This is a genomic window from Serratia sp. Z4 (genome assembly GCF_009900725.1).
Taxonomy (GTDB): Bacteria; Pseudomonadota; Gammaproteobacteria; order Enterobacterales; family Enterobacteriaceae; genus Serratia; species Serratia nematodiphila.
The window spans coordinates 77,088-97,993 of the sequence record NZ_JAAABD010000004.1; the positions used below are offsets into that span (position 1 = coordinate 77,088).

Genomic DNA, 20,906 nt, shown 5'->3' on the forward strand with positions numbered 1-20,906 from the left:
CAATGAGTTGCTATTAACCCGGCAAAGCAACTGGCGGCCCTCTTCCGGGTTTTGGCCGCCATTCGCGGCCGGAATGTCCGCCCTAAAGGTAGGTTTTTGCCGGGCGCGAACGGATGCTACTATCGGCCTTTTTCCGAAGGTGCTAACCCGCATGTTTTTGTCCAACCGGCATTTTATCTCTGCGCTTCTGGCGCTCGCCATCGGCCTTTGGCTGCCGGGTTCCGTGCTGGCCAGGCCCGATTTGGAACGCAAGATCGGCACTACCGTAGCCGATAGCGATTCTGCGGATTACCGCTTCAGCGACCTGCGCTTCACCTCCGCCGATGGCCGACGGCATTACCGCGTTCGCATCGCCCAACCGCATCGGGCGCCTGAGCCGGGCGGCTATCCAACGGTTTATTTCCTCGACGGCAACGCGGTGCTGATGGAGTTAAACGCCGCCTTACTGGCCAAATTGGCAGCGGCGAAGCGGCCGCCGGTGCTGGTCATGATCGGCTATGACAACGATCTGCGCATCGATGCCGCCGGCCGCGCCTACGACTATACGCTCCCTCTGCCGGCAGGCATGAAGACACCGCCGCGGGCCGGCGGGGGCGCGGATGCGTTCCTGCAATTGATTGAAACTCGGATCAAACCGGCGATCGCCGCCAGACTGGCGGTCGATCCGCAGCGGCAGACGCTGTGGGGGCACTCCTACGGCGGGCTCTTCGTTCTGCACACGTTGTTTACCCATCCTGCCGCCTTTCAGCGCTATATCGCCGTGGAACCCTCGCTGTGGTGGGGCAACGGCATGATCCTGCAAGAAGCGCAGCAGATGACGGAACGGCGCGCGGCGCCGGCGATAAGGCTGCAACTGTGGGTTGGCCTGGCGGAACGCGATCGCGCGGCCCCGCCCGGTGTAAAGAGCCCCGCTCTGCCGGCGGACGCAACGCATTTGCTGGCCGAACAGCTGGCGCAGCTCGACGGTTTCACCGTCGGCTATCGGGAATGGCCCGCCTTAGGGCACGGCGCCATGCTGGGCGCGACCATCGAGCCGGCGCTGGGCAGCGTCATCGCAGAAGACTGAATTCGCGGCTCAGAAGGCATCGGCCACATTTTCATCTGCAGCGCATATCTTCTGATAAGAAGAGTGTTTAATATCTGAGACAGAGAACGGTGGCCGCGGGCGGGCGCGTCAAAAAACAAAGTGGCTCCCCCGTCGGCAAGTGAGCTTGCTCTATCCGGTGGAGCCATACAGTACTGCAGTTTTCCCGGTGGGGCCCTGGTGAGGCGCAAGTAGGAAAAGATGGTGTAAGCAGGGCATTTCAGCGTTTTAATACCGCCTGTTTCACTATTTTCTTCTCCCTGTGGCGCCTATCATAAGCGCCCGTTCACCAGGCGGAAAAGGGTGAAAACCACCCTTGAAATACATTAACGAAAGTGATATTAGAAGCGGTTGGGGCGAAAGCGCCTAGTTCAGTTTTGAATAATTAAATCAGGGAATTATATTAAAAATGAATATTAATATCACCGACAAACCCAACCCGCAGGATGAAGAGTTCGTTATCGACAGCCTTTGGGCGCACAATCACAAAACCCAGCCCGTAGACATTCACCCGCTGTTCCTGACCGTTACCGACGACAACCAGCAGATCGTCGGCGGCCTGGTCGCGCGCACCTGGTGGGGCGGCCTGGAAGTGCAATATCTGTGGGTTGGCGATCAATGCCGCAAAAGCGGGTATGGCCGCCAATTGATGGAGTTGGCCGAAGAAGAAGCCCGCAAGCGCGGTTGCCATATGGCCTATGTCGATACCTTCGATTTCCAGGCCAGAGGCTTCTACGAAAAATTGGGCTACCGGGTCTACGGCGAGCTGGGCGACTATGCGCATCGCCACACCCGCCATTATCTGGCTAAAAGCCTGTAACGCGGCCTGAGCGGCACAGAGGTGGGTATGGGTTCATCACATAAAAATAATGAATCTTATTTTAAGGGCCTCATCACCATGATGGAGCACCTGAGCGAACCCTGGGGCATCAAAGACCACCTGTCCCGCCACCTCTATATGAACCGCGCCGCTTATCTCTATACCAATACGCCGCTGAATTTCGACGTCGCCGGCAAATATGACCACGAGTTCCCCGCCGACTGGGCCGACTCCGCCGCCGACTTTATCGAGCATGACAAAATGACCGAAGCGGCGCGCGATCGGGTCACGGTCATAGAAACGCACTACTGGTACGGCAAAGACAGCCTGACGCCGTTTATCAGCGAAAAGCTGCCGGTGTACAACGATGACAAACAGGTGATTGGCGTGATCTGGAACGCCAAGCCGATGAACAGCCTGTCACCGCTGAAGTACATCAATCAGCAAAAACCCAGCGTGTTGACCACCGAAGTCAATAACGAGCTGTTCACCCGTGCCGAACTCGATGTTATTTTCCTTATGCTGCAACGATTTACGGTGAAAGAGATCGCCAAAATCTATAATGTCAGCAATAAGACCATCGAAAACCGCATTTATAACATTTACCAGAAGGCCAACGTGCATACTCAGCAGCAATTTGAGGAATACTGCAAATACGCCAATCTGGATAACTACATTCCCGATCGCCTGATAACCAAAGGCATTCAGTTTATTTGAACCGCAAGGAAGATCTCACCGTGATAAAGATCGAAGATTATCCGCTCACCCGGGTGCCGCAGGATAAACGAGTTTCGTTTTTAAGCGTGGCCATCGTGCATATGGGCATGCTGACCGCACTGGACCAGTTCATGCTCGGCGCCGTACTCGGCAATTCCATGACGCTGATTGACGCCTTCACCGCCATCTTCGTCGGCAGCCTGATCTTCGGCGTGGTGACCTACGGCCTGGGGCTGGCGGGCATGCGCGAAGGCATTTCCGGCAGCCTGCTGGCGCGCTGGTGCGGCTTCGGCCGTCTGGGCTCGGTGCTGATAGGCGTGGTGGTTGCCGTCAGCCTGCTGGGTTGGTTCGGCATTCAGAACGCCATTTTCGCCAAGTCGCTCGACTTCGCGCTCGGCAATAAGCTGGGCTTCGGCCTGGCCGCCGGGCTCTCGGGCACGCTATTGACCATCCTGGTGGCATTCGGCTTCAAGGCGCTGCGCATCGCCGCCCGTATCGCGGTGCCGATGTTCATCATGCTGGTGGCCTATATTTCGGTGACCGCGCTTTCCGGCCATAACCTGCAGGAGATCATCCAGCTGGCGCCGCCGGGTGAACCGCTGACCATCAGCGCCGGCATCACCATCGTCGTCGGCGGCGCCATCGTGGCCAGCCTGATGACCCCCGATCTGACCCGTTACTCCAAAAACGGCAAGCACGTGCTCGGCGTCACGCTCTTCACCATTATCGCCGGCGAGTTCGTGGTGAACGGCCTGGCGATCCTGATCGCCAAAACCCTGGGCACCGCGGATGTGGTCACCATCATGTCGCAAGCGGCCGGCGGCGCCGGTTTGCTGGTGGTGGTGTTCTCCACCCTGCGCGTCAACGATCTCAACCTGTACTCTTCTTCACTGGGCATCGTCAATGCGGTGGAAGGCATCACCGGCAAGAAGCTGAAGTACACCTACACTACGCTGGTGATCGGTATTCTGGGCACCACCCTGTCGGTGCTGGGCATTCTTGACCGCTTTGTCGACTTTCTGACGGTGCTTGGCGTGGTCTTCCCGCCGATTATCGGCATCATGCTGGTGGACTATTATCTGCTGCGCAGCCATCGCAAGATCCTGGATGAGAGCCGCCGGAGCGGCCAGCTGCCGAACGAAACGCCAACTATCGGCTGGGCGGCGATCGTCGCCAGCATCGCCGGCGGCGCCGTTGGCCTGGCAACCGAATGGGGCGTACCGACCATCAATTCCCTGGTCGCTGCCAGCCTGCTGTATTGGCTGCTTAAACTGGTCTTCAGCCGGGCGCAAAAACCGCTGGCATCACAGAAATCGCTCTGATTTTCGTGAACGCGGTAATGCACTCCTCCGATAACGGGGGAGTGTTAGACGCTCGAAAAGGGGATTCAATGCAAAAGAATGAGCCGATCGCGCAGACAAACGGCCATGGTGGTTAGGGTCCCTGGTGTCGGTAGCAAGCTATCCATTATGCTCAGAGTGTGGCAACGCCCCCTCTGAGCTTTTTATTATAAAAACTGTCGGCTTCCGTGTTTCGATCGTAAAGAGAAACTTCAGCTTGCATGAACAGTAGCCCATGAAATCGGCTTTGGTCAACATAAAAGTAAACATAAAACCGGCTTTTGTGTTCACTTTTCCATAAGAAAAACCTAATCAATTGATTTGCACGGCTTTATCTTTCGCGCAGAGGAAGCAGACCGCCTCCGCTGATATCATTGCGCTAAACGGCTGACGGAAAACAATAATTACTGCTAATAATCAGTTCGTTACCTGCTCGCCTGCGCCTTTTTATCTGGACAACGCCACTGCGTAAGATATAGTGAAGCCTGCGTAATGTTTGTAAGGACAGCCAATGAAAACCACCAACGCACAGCGCAAAATCAACATCATTAAAAATATTGAATATCTGATGCGTACCCGCGGTGAAACCAAGGCTTCCTTTTCCAATCGCAGCGGCCTGACGCGTACGACTCTCTACAAAATTCTTGACGGAAGAGTGAACAACGTTCAGCAATCCACCGTGAATAGGATCTCCGATTTCTTCGGTGTCTCCTGTGAAGAGATCGAAGATTACGATCTGGAAAAGCTGGAGCTGCTTAACGAAACGCTGTCCACCGAAGGCAACAAGAACCCTTCCGCCATTCCGGTAATCCCGCAGTCGCGCTATCTGGCCGTCTCGCAGCGCAAGATCGGGCAACTGGTCACTGAGTTCCCTTTGACTTATTTCTTCGGCGATGAGTCGAACATGTTGGCAATGAAAATAGAGACCGAAATTAAAGGGTCATTTATTCCCGGCGAAGTCATCATCATCAAACGCCCGCCGGTACTGATTTGCGATTCGCCTTTGCTGTATCACTCGGGAAAAAGCGGCTTCTTTGTGGTTGACGACAAAGACAGCGAAAGCATGGACAAACGCCCTCAGGACACCGTGCAATTCCTGGGTTACATCGTTGGAGAAAGGCTATAAATGGAACCGAATCAGAAGTTCAAGCTGTTGGGCTTCACCCGACATGGCACCATCGCGGCCAATGTCATGGTATTGGCCACCGGCAAAACCATCACCATGGGGCTGAATGAGCTGGCCGACAGCGAAATATCAGAAGATCTGAGCCGGCATGAGCTGCAGGCGCTGTACCGTAAACTCTATGGTGACAACCAACAAAAAACCGCCTACGAGCTCAGCGATCGCCATGAACGATCCTGGTACGCCTACCTGATTATTACTGTGGCGCTCAGCGTGATTTATATTTTCTCAACGCTGTGCGGCGTCAAGCCGATCCAAATCCCGGTGCTGAATCTCATCACGCCGCCGGCGATCTTCATTTACCCGCTCACGTTCATTCTGGTGGATATCCTCAACGAATTCTATGGCTTACGGCTGGCCAGGCGCACCATCATCATCTCGTTTATCGCCAATCTGACCTTCGTCCTGGGCGTTTGGGTAACGACGCTGGTGCCGAGCATTCCGCAGTGGGAGTACAGCGAGACCTACAACGGCATCGTGCACAGCATCATGGCGGTGCTGGTGGCCTCGTCGGCGGCCTATCTGATCTCCGAAAACGTCAACTCCTACCTGCTCTGCAAAATCAAAGAGTTGACCAATTCCCGCTACCTGTTTGTGCGCGTGATCACCAGCACCGTAGTGGCTTCGGCCATCGACAGCGTGGTGTTCTGTACGCTGGCGTTCTATAACGTGCTGAGCTGGGACATCATCAAAACCATGATCCTGTCGCAGTTCCTGATCAAGGTGGTTTACGCCCTGCTGGGCGTCGGGCCGATCTACGCCACCCGCAGTCTGTTTAATCGCTACATCAATACCGAACAAGCAAAGGGCAATGAATATGCATATCCAAAAGCAAGATAAAATCACCCATCTTGGCGCGAACTCCGATTATCCGGATCAATATGCTCCCGCATTGCTCGAAGCCTTGCCGCGTGCCCGCGGCCGCGATCTGATCGGCGTGGACGAGCGGCAGCTGCCGTTCAGCGGCTTTGATCTGTGGACCGCCTTCGAGCTGTCCTGGCTCAACGCCAAGGGCAAGCCGGTGGTGGGCATCGGCGAATTTACCTTCCCGCACTCTTCTTCCAACCTGATCGAATCCAAATCGTTCAAGCTGTATCTCAACAGCTTCAACCAAACGCGCTTCGACAGCGTGGAACAGGTGAGCGCCGCTATGCAGAAGGATCTGTCGCAGGCGGCCAACGGCCAGGTCACCGTCAAACTCTATCCGGGGCTGGAAGGTTATCCGGCGCAGATCGACCGCCTGCCGGGCATCAACATCGACGATTTGGACATCGCGGTTGACGACTTCACGTTCAAGCCGGAATACCTGTGCGGCGCGGCCGAGAGAGGGGAATCGGTGTCGGAGACGCTGTCTTCCAACCTGCTGAAGTCCAACTGCCTGGTCACCAATCAACCAGACTGGGGCAGCGTGGTTATCCGCTATGAAGGCCGCAAAATCGATCGCGAAAGCCTGCTGCGCTACCTGATCTCCTTCCGCCAGCACAATGAATTCCACGAGCAGTGCGTCGAACGTATTTTCAACGACATCAAGCAGCACTGCCGCCCGGAAAAACTCAGCGTGTTCGCGCGCTATACCCGCCGCGGTGGCCTGGATATCAACCCCTTCCGCAGCGATTTCGAAACGGCGCCGGCGCTCGGCCGCCTGATCAGACAGTAAGCGTCATCCACCAATGCTCCCGCCAGGGAGCATTGTTTTCCTCGATTTCATCTCCCTGTTATTTTTCGCCATTATCGTCGTCAGCGGCTATCTTCAAAGCACACTGACGGAGATTAACGACGCATGCCTGACCTTTCTCGCAGAGACATCCTGCGGGCTGCCGCCATCGGATCGGCGTTCTCGCTGTTGCCCGCCTCGATTCGCAAAGCGCTGGCCATTCCCGCCAATAACCGCACCGGTACCCTGCGCGACGTCGAACACGTGGTGATCCTGATGCAGGAGAACCGCTCTTTCGACCACTACTTCGGCACCTTGCCGGGCGTGCGCGGCTTCAGCGATCGCTTTACCATTCCACTGCCCGGCGATCGCCTGGTCTGGCAGCAACAGGGCGCCGAACGGCTGGTGCTGCCCTACCATCTGGACAGCAAACGCGGCAACGCCCAGCGCGTCACCGGCACGCCGCACTCGTGGGTGGATGAGCAAGCCGCCTGGGATCACGGCCGCATGAGCGCCTGGCCCACCTACAAAACGCCGGCCTCGATGGGCTACTACCGCCAGCGGGAGCTGCCGTTCCAGTTTGCGCTGGCCAACGCTTTCACCCTGTGCGATGCCTATCACTGCTCCATCCACGCCGGCACCAACACCAACCGGCTGTTCCACTGGACCGGCACCAACGGCCCATCCGCCGCCGACGTGGCGGTGGTGGTCAACGAATGGGACAGCCCCGGTCCGGCGGACCGCGGCTACCAGTGGACAACCTATCCGGAACGGCTGGAGGCGAGCGGCGTCAGCTGGAAGGTATATCAATTCCTGCCGGACAATTTTACCGACAACCCGCTGGCGGGTTTTCGCCAATACCGCGCCGCCAGCATTCAGGTGGGCAACCCGGCGTGGCCGCCGAAAGACTTCAACGCTTTCGTGCCTTATAGCGATGCGCTCAACGAGGCCGCACCGCTGTACAAAGGCAACGGCAACACCCTGCCGGCCGCCGACGGCAACGATCTGGACGCCATGCTGGCCGGATTCCGCGCCGACGTACAGCAGGGCAAACTGCCGCAGGTCAGTTGGATCATCGCGCCGGCGGCCTATTCGGAACACCCCGATCCCTCCAGCCCGGTACAGGGCGGCTGGTTCACCCAAGAGATCCTCAACGCGCTGACCGACAACCCGGAGGTGTGGAGTAAAACCGTTCTGCTGGTCAACTACGACGAAAACGACGGCTTTTTTGACCATATGCCTTCGCCTTCCGCGCCGTCGCTGCGCGAAGACGGCAGCTTCGCCGGTAAATCGACGGTGCCGTTCGACACCGAGATCTTCCAGCACGTGGCGCCACCCGGTTCGCAGGATCAACCGCCGCCGGACGGCCGCATCTACGGGCCCGGCCCGCGGGTGCCGATGCTGGTGCTGTCACCCTGGAGCCGCGGCGGCTGGGTCAATTCGCAGGTTTTCGATCACACCTCGGTGCTGCAATTTTTGGAAAAGCGCTTTCAGGTGCATGAACCCAACATCAGCGCCTGGCGCCGCGCGGTGTGCGGCGATCTCACTTCGGCGTTCAACTTTGTCGATCCTAACGGCGAAGCGCTGCCGAGCCTGCCCGCCACCAGCCGCCACGCCGCCGACGGCCTGCGCCAGCGTCAGGAACAGCTGCCGCAAGTGCCGCTGTCATCACCCGCCCACCAGCGTTTACCCCACCAACGCCGCCTGGCACGCCCTTCCCGCGCGTTGCCCTACCAGCTGCACGTCGAGGCCGGCGTCGCGGCCGAGCAACGCCGCGTGACGCTGAACCTGTTCAATACCGGCGAGCAGGGAGCGGTGTTTCACGTCTACGACCGGCGCGATCTGGCGCAGATCCCGCGCCGTTTTACCGTCGAGGCGGGCAAGGCGGTCAGCGACGACTGGCACACGGAGAATGAATACCATCTGTGGCTGCTTGGCCCCAACGGCTTTCATCGTGAGTTGCGCGGTGCCCTGAGCCGGCCGCAGCCGGAGGTGCGTTTGCGCCCGACGGGCCGCAACCTGCTGCTGCAGTTGAATAACCCGGCCCCCGAAGCGATAACGGTCACCCTCGAACGCTGCCCTTACACGCAGCAAGGCCCGTGGCCTATCACGCTGCCTGCGGGCGGCAGCCATCAGCAAGCGTTTGACGCCCGCGCCAGCGGCGGTTGGTACGATATTACGCTGCAAAGCGCCGGGGGCTGGCTGCGTCGCCTGGCAGGGCGGCTGGAAGATGGCGAACACAGCGTCAGCGACCCGCTGATGGGCCATGAATAACTATCGGCATCGAGGGAGTTCAAAAATCGAAAGGATATCGCTTATCATTGCGCTCTCGTTCTTCGCCGATTACCCAAGGATCTTCATGCCCGCTGTTCTTATCGCCAAAGCCGGCCGCTGGTTGGCCGCCTGCGTTTTACTGTTGGCCGGCGCCGCTCAAGCCGCGCCGATCGTCGTCACCGATGTCGCCGGCCGCCAGGTTACGCTGCCGCAACCGGCCAAGCGCGTTATCCTGGCCGACGCCCGCGCGCTGTTGGCGCTGAATATTCTGCATCCGCAGGAGCCGCTGAAAAACATCATCGCCTGGGACAACTCGCTGAAGGTCAAAGCGCCGGATCTGGTTGAAGCCTACGCAAAAAAATTCCCACAGGTCATGCAGATCCCCACCTTCGACAATCCCTACACCAGTGACTTCAGCGTGGAAAGCGCGGTGGTGCGTCAACCGGATCTGATCATTTTCGACATTGGCCTGCTGAGCAAATTGAAAGACAGCGGCGTGCTGACCCAGTTGGAAAAGGTCGGCATCCCGGTGCTGATCATCGATTTTCGCCAACAGCCGCTGACCAACACCGTCGCCAGCATGGCGCTGTTGGGTAAAGTATTTAACGAGCAGCCCAATGCCGACGCCTTCATCCGTCTCTATCAGCAGCGCCTCGAGCTGGTGCGACAGCGGGTCGCCACGCTGAAACCGGAGCAGCGCCCCAGCGTCTTCATCGAGCGCAGCGCCGGCATCAAAGGCGAACAGTGCTGCAACACCTTCGGCAAAGGCAGCTTCGGGCAGTTCATCGAGACCGCCGGCGGCAATAATATTGGCAGCACGCTGTTTTCAGACATGGGCGGTGAAGTGAACGTCGAACAGGTGATCAGCAGCAACCCGGATTTCTATCTGCTGACCGGCGCCGACTGGAGCCGCGGGCATCGCGGCACGCTGGCGGTGCCGCTGGGTTACGCCACCGATATGGCCACCAGCCAAAAGAAACTGGCGCACCTGCTGGATCGCACCGGCATTAACGTGCTGAAAGCGGTGAAAGAAAAACGCGTGATGGCGATTTACCATCAATTTTACGACACGCCGCTCAACTTTATCGCGGTTGAGGCGATCGCCAAGTTCCTGCACCCGGCGCTGTTTAAAGATATTGATCCGCAAGCGGATATCGAAATGGTGCACCAGAAATTCACCGCGCTGGATTACAGCGGCGTCTTCTGGCTTACGCCGCAATAACCCCCGCCAGGGCCCGCCAGCCGGGCCCTGTTTCCCGCATTCATTATTTAGTTACCCGCTTAACTATCCCGTAACAATTCTATTTACTTGCCAATAATTATCATTAAGATTGTCTTTTCTAAAAAAACACATCCGGGTCTGAAACTCTTAAGGCATTATTATGTCACCTCTTTTTCGGCTTTCTCTGCTGACGGCTTCCATCGCCGTCGCATTCCCTGTCCTTGCTACTGATAACTCATCTCAGAACGATACCGACACCGTGACCGTCGTCGGCAACTGGCTGGACAACCCCGATACCAGTTCGGTGCTGCTCAACCATCCGGGCGCGCGTTCCATCGTCACCCAGCAGCAAATGCACGAACAGGGCGACCAAACCATCGCCGATAGCCTGCGCGGCGTACCCGGCGTGCAAGTGCGCGACAGCAACGGCACCGGCGGCAGTGACATCTCGCTTAACGTCGGCGTGCGCGGCCTGACTTCGCGTCTTTCTCCACGCTCCACCATTCTGATGGACGGCGTCCCGCTGGCGGTCGCGCCTTACGGCCAGCCGCAGCTGTCGATGGCCCCGCTGTCTATCGGTAATCTGCAATCGGTGGACGTGGTGCGCGGCGGCGGCGCGGTGCGCTACGGGCCGCAGAACGTCGGCGGCGTGATCAACTTCGTTACCCGTGACATTCCCAAAACGTTTGGCGGCACCGCCAGCGTACAAACCCAGGGCGCCAGCCACGGCGGCCTGAAGACCCTGACCAGCGCCTCCGTGGGCGGCACCGCAGACAACGGCCTCGGTGCCGAACTGCTCTACTCCGGGCTGCACGGCCAGGGTTACCGCGACAACAACGACAACACCGACATCGACGATTTCATGTTGAAAACGCGTTATGCGTTCACCGATCGTGACGAGCTGCTGGCCAATTTCCACTACTACGATGCCAAAGCCGGCATGCCGGGCGGGCTGAGCACCGCGCAATACGCGCAAAACCCGTTCCAATCCACGCGGCCGTGGGACCAGTTCGAAGGCCGCCGCAAGGATATGTCGTTCAAGTACAAACATCAGGAAGACGACAAACAGTTCGAAGTGTTGACCTACTTCACCGACAGCTACCGCGGCAGCAACATCGAATCGGAAGGCACAGGCAAAAACGCGGGCCAGCGGCGCATGGTCTCCTATCCGCGCCACTATTCAACCTGGGCTATCGAACCAAGTTATTCGCAGGTCTTCCGTTTCTGGGATATGGCGCACGAGATCACCCTCGGTTACCGCTATCTGAATGAAACCATGGATGAAAAGGCGTCGCGTTCGGCCTGGTATAACCCGGCGAATATCGGCTCGACGCCGGAGACCCCGGATTATTACCAGCACACCTCCGGCGGCACCGCGGCCAACGCGTTCTATATCGACGACACCATTAACGTCGGCAACTGGACGGTCACGCCGGGCCTGCGTTATGAAAGCATCCGTACCCACGTGGACGATTCGTTCAACAACATCAGCCGCAAGAAAAGCTACAGCGAGCCGCTGCCATCATTGAACGTGATGTACCACCTGTCCGACGCCTGGAAACTGTTCGCCAACGCCAACACTTCTTTCGGCAGCATGCAGTATTTCCAACTGACCAAAGGCGGCAACGGCAACCAGCCGGCGCCGGGGCTAACGGCGGAAAAAGCGCACACCTATGAATTCGGCACCCGCTACGACGACACCGTAGTCAAGGCCGAGGCCACGCTGTTCTACATCGATTTCGATAACCAGCTGCAGTACATCAGCAACGACGTGGGCTGGACCAACATGGGTGCCACCAAGCACAAAGGCATCGAGCTGGCACTCAGCTACGATCTCAGCGAACTGAATCGCGCGCTCGACGGCGCCAGCGTCTACACCAGCTATACCTACACCAAGGCCAGCACCGACAAGGGCGACTTCGCCGGTAAAGATCTGCCGTTCTACTCGCGCCAGGTCTATACCGTCGGTACACGTTACGCCACCGGCAGCTGGGTATGGAATCTGGACGGTTATGCGCAGTCGAAACAGCATTCGCCGGGCACCGGGCCGGAGTACATCACGCAGGAAAGCGCCGATGGCCAGTTCGGCAATATCGCCGGTTACATGGTGTGGAATATGCGCGGGGAATATAACTTCGGGCCGCAGCTGTCGAACCTGACGCTGGGTGCCGGGGTGAAAAACCTGTTCGATCAGCGCTACTTCACCCGCTCCAACGACAACAACTTCGGCAAGTACGTCGGCGAACCGCGCACCTTCTTCGTGCAGGGGTCAATCGCCTTCTAATGCCGGGGCCCGGCAGGGCCTCGGTATCACCGACAGTAAAGGCGAAACAGGCGCGCCAGGTGCGCGCCCATCGGCGTCAGGGTGGTGTCCTTGCGTTGGATAAGATAAAACGTCGCTTTCGGCAGACGCTCTTCCAGCTCGAGCGGCACCAAATGCTTGCCCAAAATCGGATCCGAAATCACGTCCACCGACAGAATGCTGACAAAATCGCTCTGCGCCACCAGGCTGGTACAGGCCATAAAGGTCTCGCACGTCACGCTGATCGACGGCGCCATGCCCAAGTCCCCAAACAGATCGTGCAATAGCCGATAGTAACTGCCTTTCGGCGTCGGCATGGTCCAGTCGCAGTGCTGCAGCTGTTTCAGCGAGGTCGCCCCCTCCATCGGATGCCCTTTGCGCACCACCACCCGATACTCTTTTTCCATCAGCCGTTCATACTGCAGCTCGTTGTCGAGGCTGCTGGGATAATAGGTATTGACGGTAAAATCCAGCTCGCCCTGGCGCAGTTCTGGGATCATCGACACCAGTTGCCCCTCGACGATGCGCACCTTCACGTTGGGGTACTCACGGTGAAACTGGGTGACCACCTGCGGCATCACCGTGCGCGCAATGCTGCCGCCAACGCCGATATTCACCGTGCCGCCCGCCAACCCCAGCCGCTGCTGAATGTCTTCCTGCGCCACCCGCAGCTCTTCGAGGATCAGGCTGGCATGCTGGAAAAAGTTATCGCCGCAGTCGGTCAATACCACCCCCTGGCTACGGCGAATAAACAGCTTGGCGCCCAGCACCTCTTCCAGCTCCTGAATGGCCTTGGTCAGCGCAGGCTGGGAAAGGCGAGAGGTGCGGCTGGCGGCGCGGATGCTGCCCTGGCGGCTAACGTCCACAAATGCACGCAATTGGTGCAATTTTATCGAGGCTGGCATAGGCGAAAGGCGATAACCGTTGTTTATCAATAGCAAGATATTGGCATCTTATTTAGCCAGATTCCATTGTGTACATTCGGAAAAAACATAATAAATAACCAAATTCTTATTTCGCTTAATTAAGCGCATTTTCTGCGCCAATAAGCGCCATTCACGGCAGTTAGTAACCAAACGCACCTTTTTCTTTGCAATAGCTTCACCGTCTGATTTCAGTTCAGAGCATAACTGCTGCCTGGAGCGATCCAGCGCGCGATAACTTATGAGATATCACTATGACTAATTCGCTTTCGATGTTGGTGGCTGATTTGTACCCGCAATTGCAGGCCTGGCGCCGCGACTTCCACCGCTATGCCGAATCCGGCTGGTTTGAGTTCCGCACCGCCACCCTGGTGGCGGAAGAACTCGATCGGCTGGGCTATCGCCTGCAGCTGGGCCGCGAGGTCATCAAGGCAGAGGCGCGCATGGGGCTGCCCTCGCCCGCCGAGCTGGAAGCGCAGGAACAGCGCGCCCGCAATCAGGGGGCGTTGGAGAAATGGCTGCCGCATTTTTCCGGCGGCTTCGCCGGCATCGTCGCAACGCTCGATACCGGCCGCCCCGGCCCGACTATCGCTTATCGCGTGGATATGGACGCCCTCGATCTCAACGAATTGCTGGAACCCGAACATCTGCCGTTCCGTGAAGGGTTCGCCTCTTGCAACAGCGGCATGATGCATGCATGCGGTCATGACGGCCATACCACCATCGGCCTGGGGCTGGCGCACGTGTTCAAAAGCCTGGAGTCCCAGCTTCGCGGCACCGTCAAACTGATCTTCCAGCCGGCGGAAGAAGGCACACGCGGCGCAAAATCGATGGTGGAGGCCGGCGTGGTGGACGACGTCGATTTCTTCACCGCGGTGCATATCGGCACCGGCGTGCCGGCCGGTGAGCTGGTGTGCGGCAGCGACAGCTTTATGGCCACCAGCAAGCTGGACGTTACTTTCCGCGGCGTCGCCTCGCACGCCGGCGCCAAGCCGGAAGACGGCCGCAACGCGCTGCTGGCAGCGGCGCAGGCTGCGCTGGGGCTTTACGCCATCCCGCGCCACAGCGAAGGCAGCTCGCGCATCAATGTCGGCGTGCTGCAGGCCGGCACCGGCCGCAACGTGATCGCCGATCGGGCGTTTATGAAGGTGGAGACGCGCGGCGCCACCAATGAGATCAACGCGTTTGTTTATCAACAGGCGCTGAACGCCATCGAAGGCGCCGCCAAAATGCACGGCGTCGCCTGCGATATCGCGCTGATGGGCGCGGCGCAGAGCAGCAAACCGACCCAACCGTGGGTGGATTACATCCGCCGCCAGGCGCAGCAGATAACCGAGCTGGCCTCGGTGGTCGATCGCCGCGAACAGGCCGCCGGCTCAGAAGACGCCACCTACATGATGGAACGGGTGAAATCGCACGGCGGCCAGGCCTCATACGTCATTTTCGGCACCGAGCTGAGCGCCGGGCACCATAACGAGAAATTCGACTTCAACGAGCAGGTGATGGCGGTGGCGGTGAAAACGCTGGCGTCGCTGGCGCTGAACCTGCCGACATTCGGGAGCGGAGCATGAGCAACTCAGAACTGCAGGCCTTTATCGACGACTACATTGACCAACGCCAGTCCCGCTTCAGCGCGCTGAGCGACGCGATTTGGGACCACCCGGAAACGCGCTTTAACGAGACCTATTCCGCCACGTTGCTGGCCGATGCGCTGGAACAGGAAGGCTTCTCGGTTGAACGCGGCGTGGGCGACATCGAGACGGCGTTCATCGCCAGCTACGGCAGCGGCCACCCGATTATCGCGCTGCTGGGCGAGTACGACGCGCTGGCCGGGCTGAGCCAGCAGGCCGGTTGCGCCACGCCGCAGCCGCTGGTGGAAAACGGCAACGGCCATGGCTGCGGCCACAACCTGCTGGGCACCGCCGCGCTGGCCGGCGCCTTCGCCGCCAAGGCGTGGATGCAGCAGAACCGGCTGAGCGGCACCCTGCGCTTCTACGGCTGCCCCGGCGAAGAAGGCGGCTCCGGCAAGACCTTTATGGTGCGCGAAGGCCTGTTCGACGACGTCGACGCCGCACTCACCTGGCACCCGGAAGGCTTCAGCGGCATGTTCAATACCAGCACGCTGGCCAACATCCAGGCGGCGTTTCACTTCAAGGGCGTCGCCGCCCATGCCGCCAACTCGCCGCACCTGGGGCGCAGCGCGCTGGACGCGGTGACGCTGATGAATACCGGCGCCAACTTCCTGCGCGAACATATCGTGCAGGAAGCGCGGCTGCACTACGCGGTTACCAACACCGGCGGCAGCTCCCCCAACGTGGTGCAGGCCGATGCCGAAGTGTTGTACCTGATCCGCGCGCCGCAGCTCGATCAGGCGCAGGACATTTACCAACGGGTGATCAACATCGCCAAGGGCGCAGCGCTGATGACTGACACCCAAGTGGAAGTGCGCTTCGACAAGGCCTGCTCCAACTATGTGCCGAACCGCAGCCTGGAACGCGCGATGTATCAAAACCTGTGTGATTTCGGTCTGCCCGAGTACAGCGACGCCGAGCGCCGCTTCGCCGAGGAAATCCGCCAGACCCTGAGCCGCGACGACCTGCGCAACGCCAAACTCAATATTGCCCGCACCGGCGGCTCAGCCGGACGCGAGTGGGTGCAGCAGTTGGGAGATAAGGTGCTGATGGACGAGGTCGCGCCTTATGTGGAATCCGACGATCTGCTGTACGGCTCTACCGACGTTGGCGACGTGAGCTGGGTGGCGCCGACCGCCCAATGCTTTAGCCCCTGTTTCGCACTCGGCACTCCGCTGCACACCTGGCAACTGGTGGCGCAGGGCCGCACCGCGATCGCCCATAAGGGCATGTGCCTGGCCGGCAAGGTGATGGCGGCGACCGCCATCGATCTGCTGAGCGACAGCGCCCTGCTGGCGCGCTGCCGCAGCGAGTTCGAGCGCCAGCGCGCCGAACAGCCGTACCGCTGCCCAATCCCGCAGGGGGTGCAACCATCGCCATTGAAATAGCATGAACAGACAGGGCCCGGACAACCGGGCCACTAAGTATAATTATAAATAAATCAAATAATAACAATCACACAACAGAGCAAACACAGAGGGTAAAATCATGAGTGAGGCCACAACGCCAATCAATAAAAGCCCCGGACGCGTTTTTTACTGGGTGGAACGCATCGGCAATAAGATCCCCAATCCGTTTTTACTGTTCGTCTATTTGATCCTGGTGCTTATGCTGGCCACCGCGCTGTTTTCCTGGCTCGATGTGGCGGTGAAAAATCCGGCCACCGGCGAGCTCATCAAGGTGAATAACCTGATGAGCGTGGCGGGCATGCAGTGGATATTTCCCAATATCATCCATAACTTCAGCAGCTTTGCGCCGCTGGGGGCTATTTTGGCGCTGGTGATAGGCGCCGGCCTGGCGGAAAAGGTCGGCCTGCTGCAGGCGCTGATGTACAAAATGGCCTCGCGCGTCAGCGCCCGCTACGCCAGCTATATGGTGCTGTTTATCGCCTTCTTCAGCCATATATCGTCGGACGCTGCGCTGGTGGTGATGCCGCCGCTCGGCGCGCTGATGTTTATCGCAGTGGGCCGCCACCCGATAGCCGGGCTGCTGGCGGCGATCGCCGGCGTCGCCTCCGGCTTTACCGCCAACCTGTTGATCGTCACCACCGACGTATTGCTTTCCGGCATCAGCACCGAAGCCACCAAAGCGGTGGACGGCGCGGTTCACGTCAACGTGATCGACAACTGGTACTTTATGGCCACCTCCGTGATCGTGCTGACCATCGCCGGCGCGCTGCTCACCGACAAGTTTATCGAGCCCCGTCTGCCGAAGTGGCAAGGCGGCACCGAAGACAAAATTGCAGCGCTGACCCCGCTGCAGAACCGGGGGCTGATGATGAGCGGCATCGCCGCGCTGGTGTTTATCGCCATCATCGCCGCTCTGGTGGTGCCGGAGGCCGCGCCGCTGCGCGATCCGAACACCGGTTCGGTGATCCCTTCCCCGTTCATCAAGGGTATTGTGCCGATCATCATCCTGTTCTTCTTCACCGTCGCCATTACCTATGGCGTGGTCACCAAACAGATCCGGCGGCCGGACGATATTCCCCACCACTTGCTCGATCCGATGAAAAGCATGGCGGGTTTCATCGTGATGGTGTTTCCACTGTCGCAGTTCGTGGCGTTCTTTAACTGGAGCAACATGGGCAAGTTTATGGCCGTCGGCCTGACCGACATGCTGGAAGCCGCCGGCATGAGCGGCGCACCGGCGTTTCTCGGCCTGATGTTCCTCTCCGCCTTCCTGTGCATGTTCATCGCCAGCGGCTCGGCGATCTGGTCAATTTTGGCGCCGATCTTCGTGCCGATGTTTATGCTGCTCGGTTTCCACCCGGCGTTCGCCCAGATGATCTTCCGCATCGCCGACTCTGCGGTGCTGCCGCTGGCGCCGATGTCGCCGTTCCTGCCGCTGTTCCTCGGCTTCCTGCAGCGCTACCGCAAAGACGCGCAGCTCGGCACCTATTACGTGCTGATCCTGCCCTATCCTTTGGTGTTCTTCAGCGTGTGGATTTTGCTGCTGCTGGTCTGGTATGCGTTAGGCTTGCCAATCGGTCCCGGCGTCTATCCGAAGCTGGGCTAAACGCACCGCTATCTCTCCCCGCGCCGGTTCGCGGGGCAGATCCCCTTCTCCCCAAGCCCAGCAGAAAGATTGATCTTCCTCACTGACCAAGCGGCTCTGAGGATTATTTCATTGCCTTGCTAAACCGGTTCTTCTATTTTAGCTCACCATCTGACAACGACAAAAACAGGGATTAAGCATGATGAATCGCGTATGGGTACTGGGCGACGCCGTGATCGACCTGGTGCCGGAAAATGCCAACGGTTATCTCAAATGCCCCGGCGGCGCGCCGGCGAACGTGGCGGTGGGTATCGCCCGCTTGGGCGGCGACAGCGCCTTTATCGGCCGGGTGGGGCAAGACAGCTTCGGCGCCTTTCTACAGCAGGTGCTGAGCGATGAAGGGGTGGATATCGGCCATATGCGGCCGGATCCCGAACACCACACCTCCACGGTGGTGGTGGATCTCGATCTTCAGGGTGAGCGCTCATTCACGTTTATGGTGCAGCCCAGCGCCGATCTGTTTTTGCAGCCCGACGATCTGCCGGCTTTCCAGCGGGGCGAGTGGCTGCACCTCTGCTCCATCGCGCTGTCGCAGGAGCCCAGCCGCAGCGCGGCCTTTACGGCGATGGAACGCATGCGGGCAGTCGGCGGCCGGGTCAGTTTCGATCCCAACATCCGCGAAGAGGTCTGGCGCCAACCGGAAGCGCTGCGCCCCTGCCTGCAAAAGGCGCTGCTGCTGGCGGACGTGGTGAAACTGTCGCGCGAAGAGCTGGCTTTCATCAGCCATCTTGACGATCTGGAGAACGCCATGCGCTGGATGATGCAAACCTATCCGCTGCGCCTGCTGCTGGTGACGCTGGGCGGCGACGGCGTCTGCGTACACGACGGGCATCGTCTGCGCCATTTCCGCGCGCCGCCTGTCGTGCCGGTCGATACCACCGGCGCCGGCGACGCCTTCGTCGCCGGGCTGTTAGCGGCGCTGGCGCGCCTTCACGCATTGCCGCAGGAAGCGCAATGGCCGGCGGTTATCGCTCAGGCTCAGGCCTGCGGCGCGCTGGCCACCACCGCCAAGGGCGCCATGACCGCCCTGCCCCGCGCCGACGAGTTGGCTGCTTTCCTGCGTTGATCCCCTGCATCCACGGCGTTCCCCTTAGCGCCGTGGTCTTTTAACCCGCGATTTGCGTACTCGATCACAATAGCTGAATCGGGTTAGCAAACTTGATTGCCAGTCCGCTTCTCGATCGCTATCTTTCGCCATGAAAAACCGGTTTAGCAATTTAGCAAAAAATAATAACAACCCTTCCCGGATGATAGACGATGATGAAAAAACTCAGCTATTTGGCGATAACAACAGGGCTTTTCCTCTCCACGTCTGCCGCAGCGACCTCGGGCGGCGACAGTATCGAGGTGCGTCTCAACGCGCTGGAACAACGCCTGGCGCAGGCGGAACGGCGCGCCGCTCAGGCTGAAACCCGCGCCACGGCGGCGGAACGCCGGGCGCAACAGCTGGAACAGCGCACCGCCAGCACCGAAAGGCAAACCGCGCAGGTCGCGCAGCGCGCCGCCACGCTGGAAACGCAATCCTCTCCGACCAGCGCGCTGAAACTGAACGGTTTCAACGATCTGAAACTGTATGGCGACGTGGAGTTCAACCTGGACGGCGCCAGCCGCAGCGGCCAGCTGACGTCGTTGAAAGGCAGCGACCACAAGGACTGGAAACCCGGCAACAAAGAGCGCTGGGACATCAACGGCCGCATTCTGGTCGGGCTGGACGGCTACCGCCGCAATCCGGACGGTAACTTCTCCGGCTTCAGCGTCCAGCCGCTGGCGGACATGAGCGGCAAAATGAACCTGGACGACGCCGCTTTCTTCTTCGGCAATGAAAAGAACTGGCAAACCAAAATCGGCCGCTTCGAAGCCTACGACATGTTCCCGCTGAATCAGGATACCTTCATTCAATACTCCGGCAATACCGCCAACGACCTGTACGCCGACGGCTTCGGCTATATCTACATGATGAAAGAAGGCCGCGGCCGTAGCAGCAGCGGCGGCAACCTGATGCTGAGCAAATACGCCGGGGATGTCTATTTCGAACTGAACACGCTGGTGGAAGACGGCACCTCGCTGTTCCAGGACAACAGCTACCACGGCAATGCGCTGGAAAATAAGAAAAACGTCGCCTATTTGCGCCCGGTGATCGCCTGGAAGAAAGACGCCTTCAGCATCGCGGCGGCGATGGAAAGCAACGTGGTGAATAACGCCTACGGCTATCAGGACAGCCAGGGACGCTTCGTCGATCAATCCAAGCGCAACGGCTACGGCATGACTATGAGCTGGAACACCAACGCGGCCGATCCGGATAACGGCGTGGTGGCCAACCTGAGCGCCGCCTACCTGGATGCCACCGGCGAGCAAGACTTGACCGCCGGCGTCAACGTGCTGTGGCGACGCTTCGAACTGGGTTATATCTATGCGCACAACAATATCAAAGAGTTCAATACCGCCGGGATCGCCGCCGATATCCACAACCCGCTCAGCGAACCGGGCAACTACGACATCCACACCGTTCATGCGTCGTATCAGATACCTAACATTATGAATATGAAGAATTTCAACCTGTATTTAGGCGCCTATGTCTCGCTGCTGGAAGCCAACGCCGACAGTAAGATAGCCAACGGCGACAACGACCAGCGTTACGGCATGCGCGCCAGATTCAAGTATTTCTTCTGACATCGATTCACGTCGCTGTGCCGCAAACTGCG

General features: G+C 59.1%; 16 protein-coding genes. 15 read left to right on the forward strand and 1 reads right to left on the reverse strand.

Annotated elements, in window-relative coordinates; translation table 11 throughout:
• The first annotated feature begins 151 nt into the window (after positions 1 to 151).
• The 10 genes from GT753_RS16275 (at position 152) to GT753_RS16320 (ending at position 12,578) form a co-directional block, all read left to right on the forward strand.
• Positions 152 to 1,066: an alpha/beta hydrolase gene (locus GT753_RS16275; protein ID WP_049189060.1), complete on the forward strand. Its 915-nt coding sequence runs from the start codon at positions 152 to 154 to the stop codon at positions 1,064 to 1,066.
• A 427-nt stretch (positions 1,067 to 1,493) separates the two neighbouring features.
• A complete protein-coding gene (locus GT753_RS16280; RefSeq protein WP_004937348.1) occupies positions 1,494 to 1,904 on the forward strand; it encodes a GNAT family N-acetyltransferase in 411 nt (136 codons plus the stop codon).
• A 27-nt stretch (positions 1,905 to 1,931) separates the two neighbouring features.
• Complete coding sequence (locus GT753_RS16285; RefSeq protein WP_004937346.1) at positions 1,932 to 2,621, forward strand: PAS and helix-turn-helix domain-containing protein; 690 nt, start codon at positions 1,932 to 1,934, stop codon at positions 2,619 to 2,621.
• A 20-nt stretch (positions 2,622 to 2,641) separates the two neighbouring features.
• A complete protein-coding gene (locus GT753_RS16290; RefSeq protein WP_160125772.1) occupies positions 2,642 to 3,943 on the forward strand; it encodes a cytosine permease in 1,302 nt (433 codons plus the stop codon).
• A gap of 529 nt (positions 3,944 to 4,472) precedes the next feature.
• Positions 4,473 to 5,087 (forward strand): helix-turn-helix transcriptional regulator, encoded by a 615-nt coding sequence (locus GT753_RS16295; protein ID WP_004937341.1) that lies wholly within the window; start codon positions 4,473 to 4,475, stop codon positions 5,085 to 5,087.
• Positions 5,088 to 5,984, forward strand: coding sequence for a queuosine precursor transporter (locus tag GT753_RS16300; protein WP_004937338.1), 897 nt, complete (start codon positions 5,088 to 5,090; stop codon positions 5,982 to 5,984). It abuts the gene before it with no gap.
• Entirely contained in the window at positions 5,962 to 6,801 is an 840-nt protein-coding gene (gene queF / locus GT753_RS16305; RefSeq protein WP_160125805.1) for an NADPH-dependent 7-cyano-7-deazaguanine reductase QueF, read from the forward strand. Before GT753_RS16300 ends, queF begins: the two co-directional genes overlap by 23 nt.
• 123 nt (positions 6,802 to 6,924) lie before the next feature.
• Positions 6,925 to 9,072 (forward strand): phosphocholine-specific phospholipase C, encoded by a 2,148-nt coding sequence (locus GT753_RS16310; protein WP_160125773.1) that lies wholly within the window; start codon positions 6,925 to 6,927, stop codon positions 9,070 to 9,072.
• A gap of 85 nt (positions 9,073 to 9,157) precedes the next feature.
• Positions 9,158 to 10,294, forward strand: coding sequence for an ABC transporter substrate-binding protein (locus GT753_RS16315; protein WP_021505050.1), 1,137 nt, complete (start codon positions 9,158 to 9,160; stop codon positions 10,292 to 10,294).
• A 160-nt stretch (positions 10,295 to 10,454) separates the two neighbouring features.
• On the forward strand, positions 10,455 to 12,578 hold the full coding sequence (locus GT753_RS16320) for a TonB-dependent siderophore receptor (RefSeq protein WP_015379060.1): 2,124 nt from the start codon (positions 10,455 to 10,457) through the stop codon (positions 12,576 to 12,578).
• Positions 12,579 to 12,604: 26 nt separating this feature from the next.
• On the opposite strand, the gene GT753_RS16325 is transcribed toward GT753_RS16320, so the two are convergent.
• Positions 12,605 to 13,501 carry a LysR family transcriptional regulator gene (locus GT753_RS16325; protein WP_015379061.1) on the reverse strand — a complete coding sequence of 299 codons (897 nt, stop codon included), beginning with the start codon at positions 13,499 to 13,501 and terminating at the stop codon, positions 12,605 to 12,607.
• A 272-nt stretch (positions 13,502 to 13,773) separates the two neighbouring features.
• On the opposite strand from GT753_RS16325, the gene GT753_RS16330 reads away from it, so the two are divergent.
• From GT753_RS16330 to GT753_RS16350, 5 genes are all read left to right on the forward strand, one after another.
• Entirely contained in the window at positions 13,774 to 15,090 is a 1,317-nt protein-coding gene (locus GT753_RS16330; protein ID WP_031300221.1) for a M20 family metallo-hydrolase, read from the forward strand.
• Positions 15,087 to 16,538 carry a M20 family metallopeptidase gene (locus GT753_RS16335; protein ID WP_160125774.1) on the forward strand — a complete coding sequence of 484 codons (1,452 nt, stop codon included), beginning with the start codon at positions 15,087 to 15,089 and terminating at the stop codon, positions 16,536 to 16,538. The genes GT753_RS16330 and GT753_RS16335 overlap by 4 nt, the downstream gene beginning before the upstream one ends.
• A 100-nt stretch (positions 16,539 to 16,638) precedes the next feature.
• A complete protein-coding gene (abgT, locus tag GT753_RS16340) occupies positions 16,639 to 18,165 on the forward strand; it encodes a p-aminobenzoyl-glutamate transporter (RefSeq protein ID WP_160125775.1) in 1,527 nt (508 codons plus the stop codon).
• Between the two features lie 178 nt (positions 18,166 to 18,343).
• Positions 18,344 to 19,270 carry an aminoimidazole riboside kinase gene (locus GT753_RS16345; protein WP_015379064.1) on the forward strand — a complete coding sequence of 309 codons (927 nt, stop codon included), beginning with the start codon at positions 18,344 to 18,346 and terminating at the stop codon, positions 19,268 to 19,270.
• A 194-nt stretch (positions 19,271 to 19,464) separates the two neighbouring features.
• Positions 19,465 to 20,874, forward strand: a complete 1,410-nt coding sequence (locus tag GT753_RS16350; protein WP_160125806.1) for a carbohydrate porin — start codon at positions 19,465 to 19,467, stop codon at positions 20,872 to 20,874.
• Positions 20,875 to 20,906 lie beyond the last annotated feature (32 nt).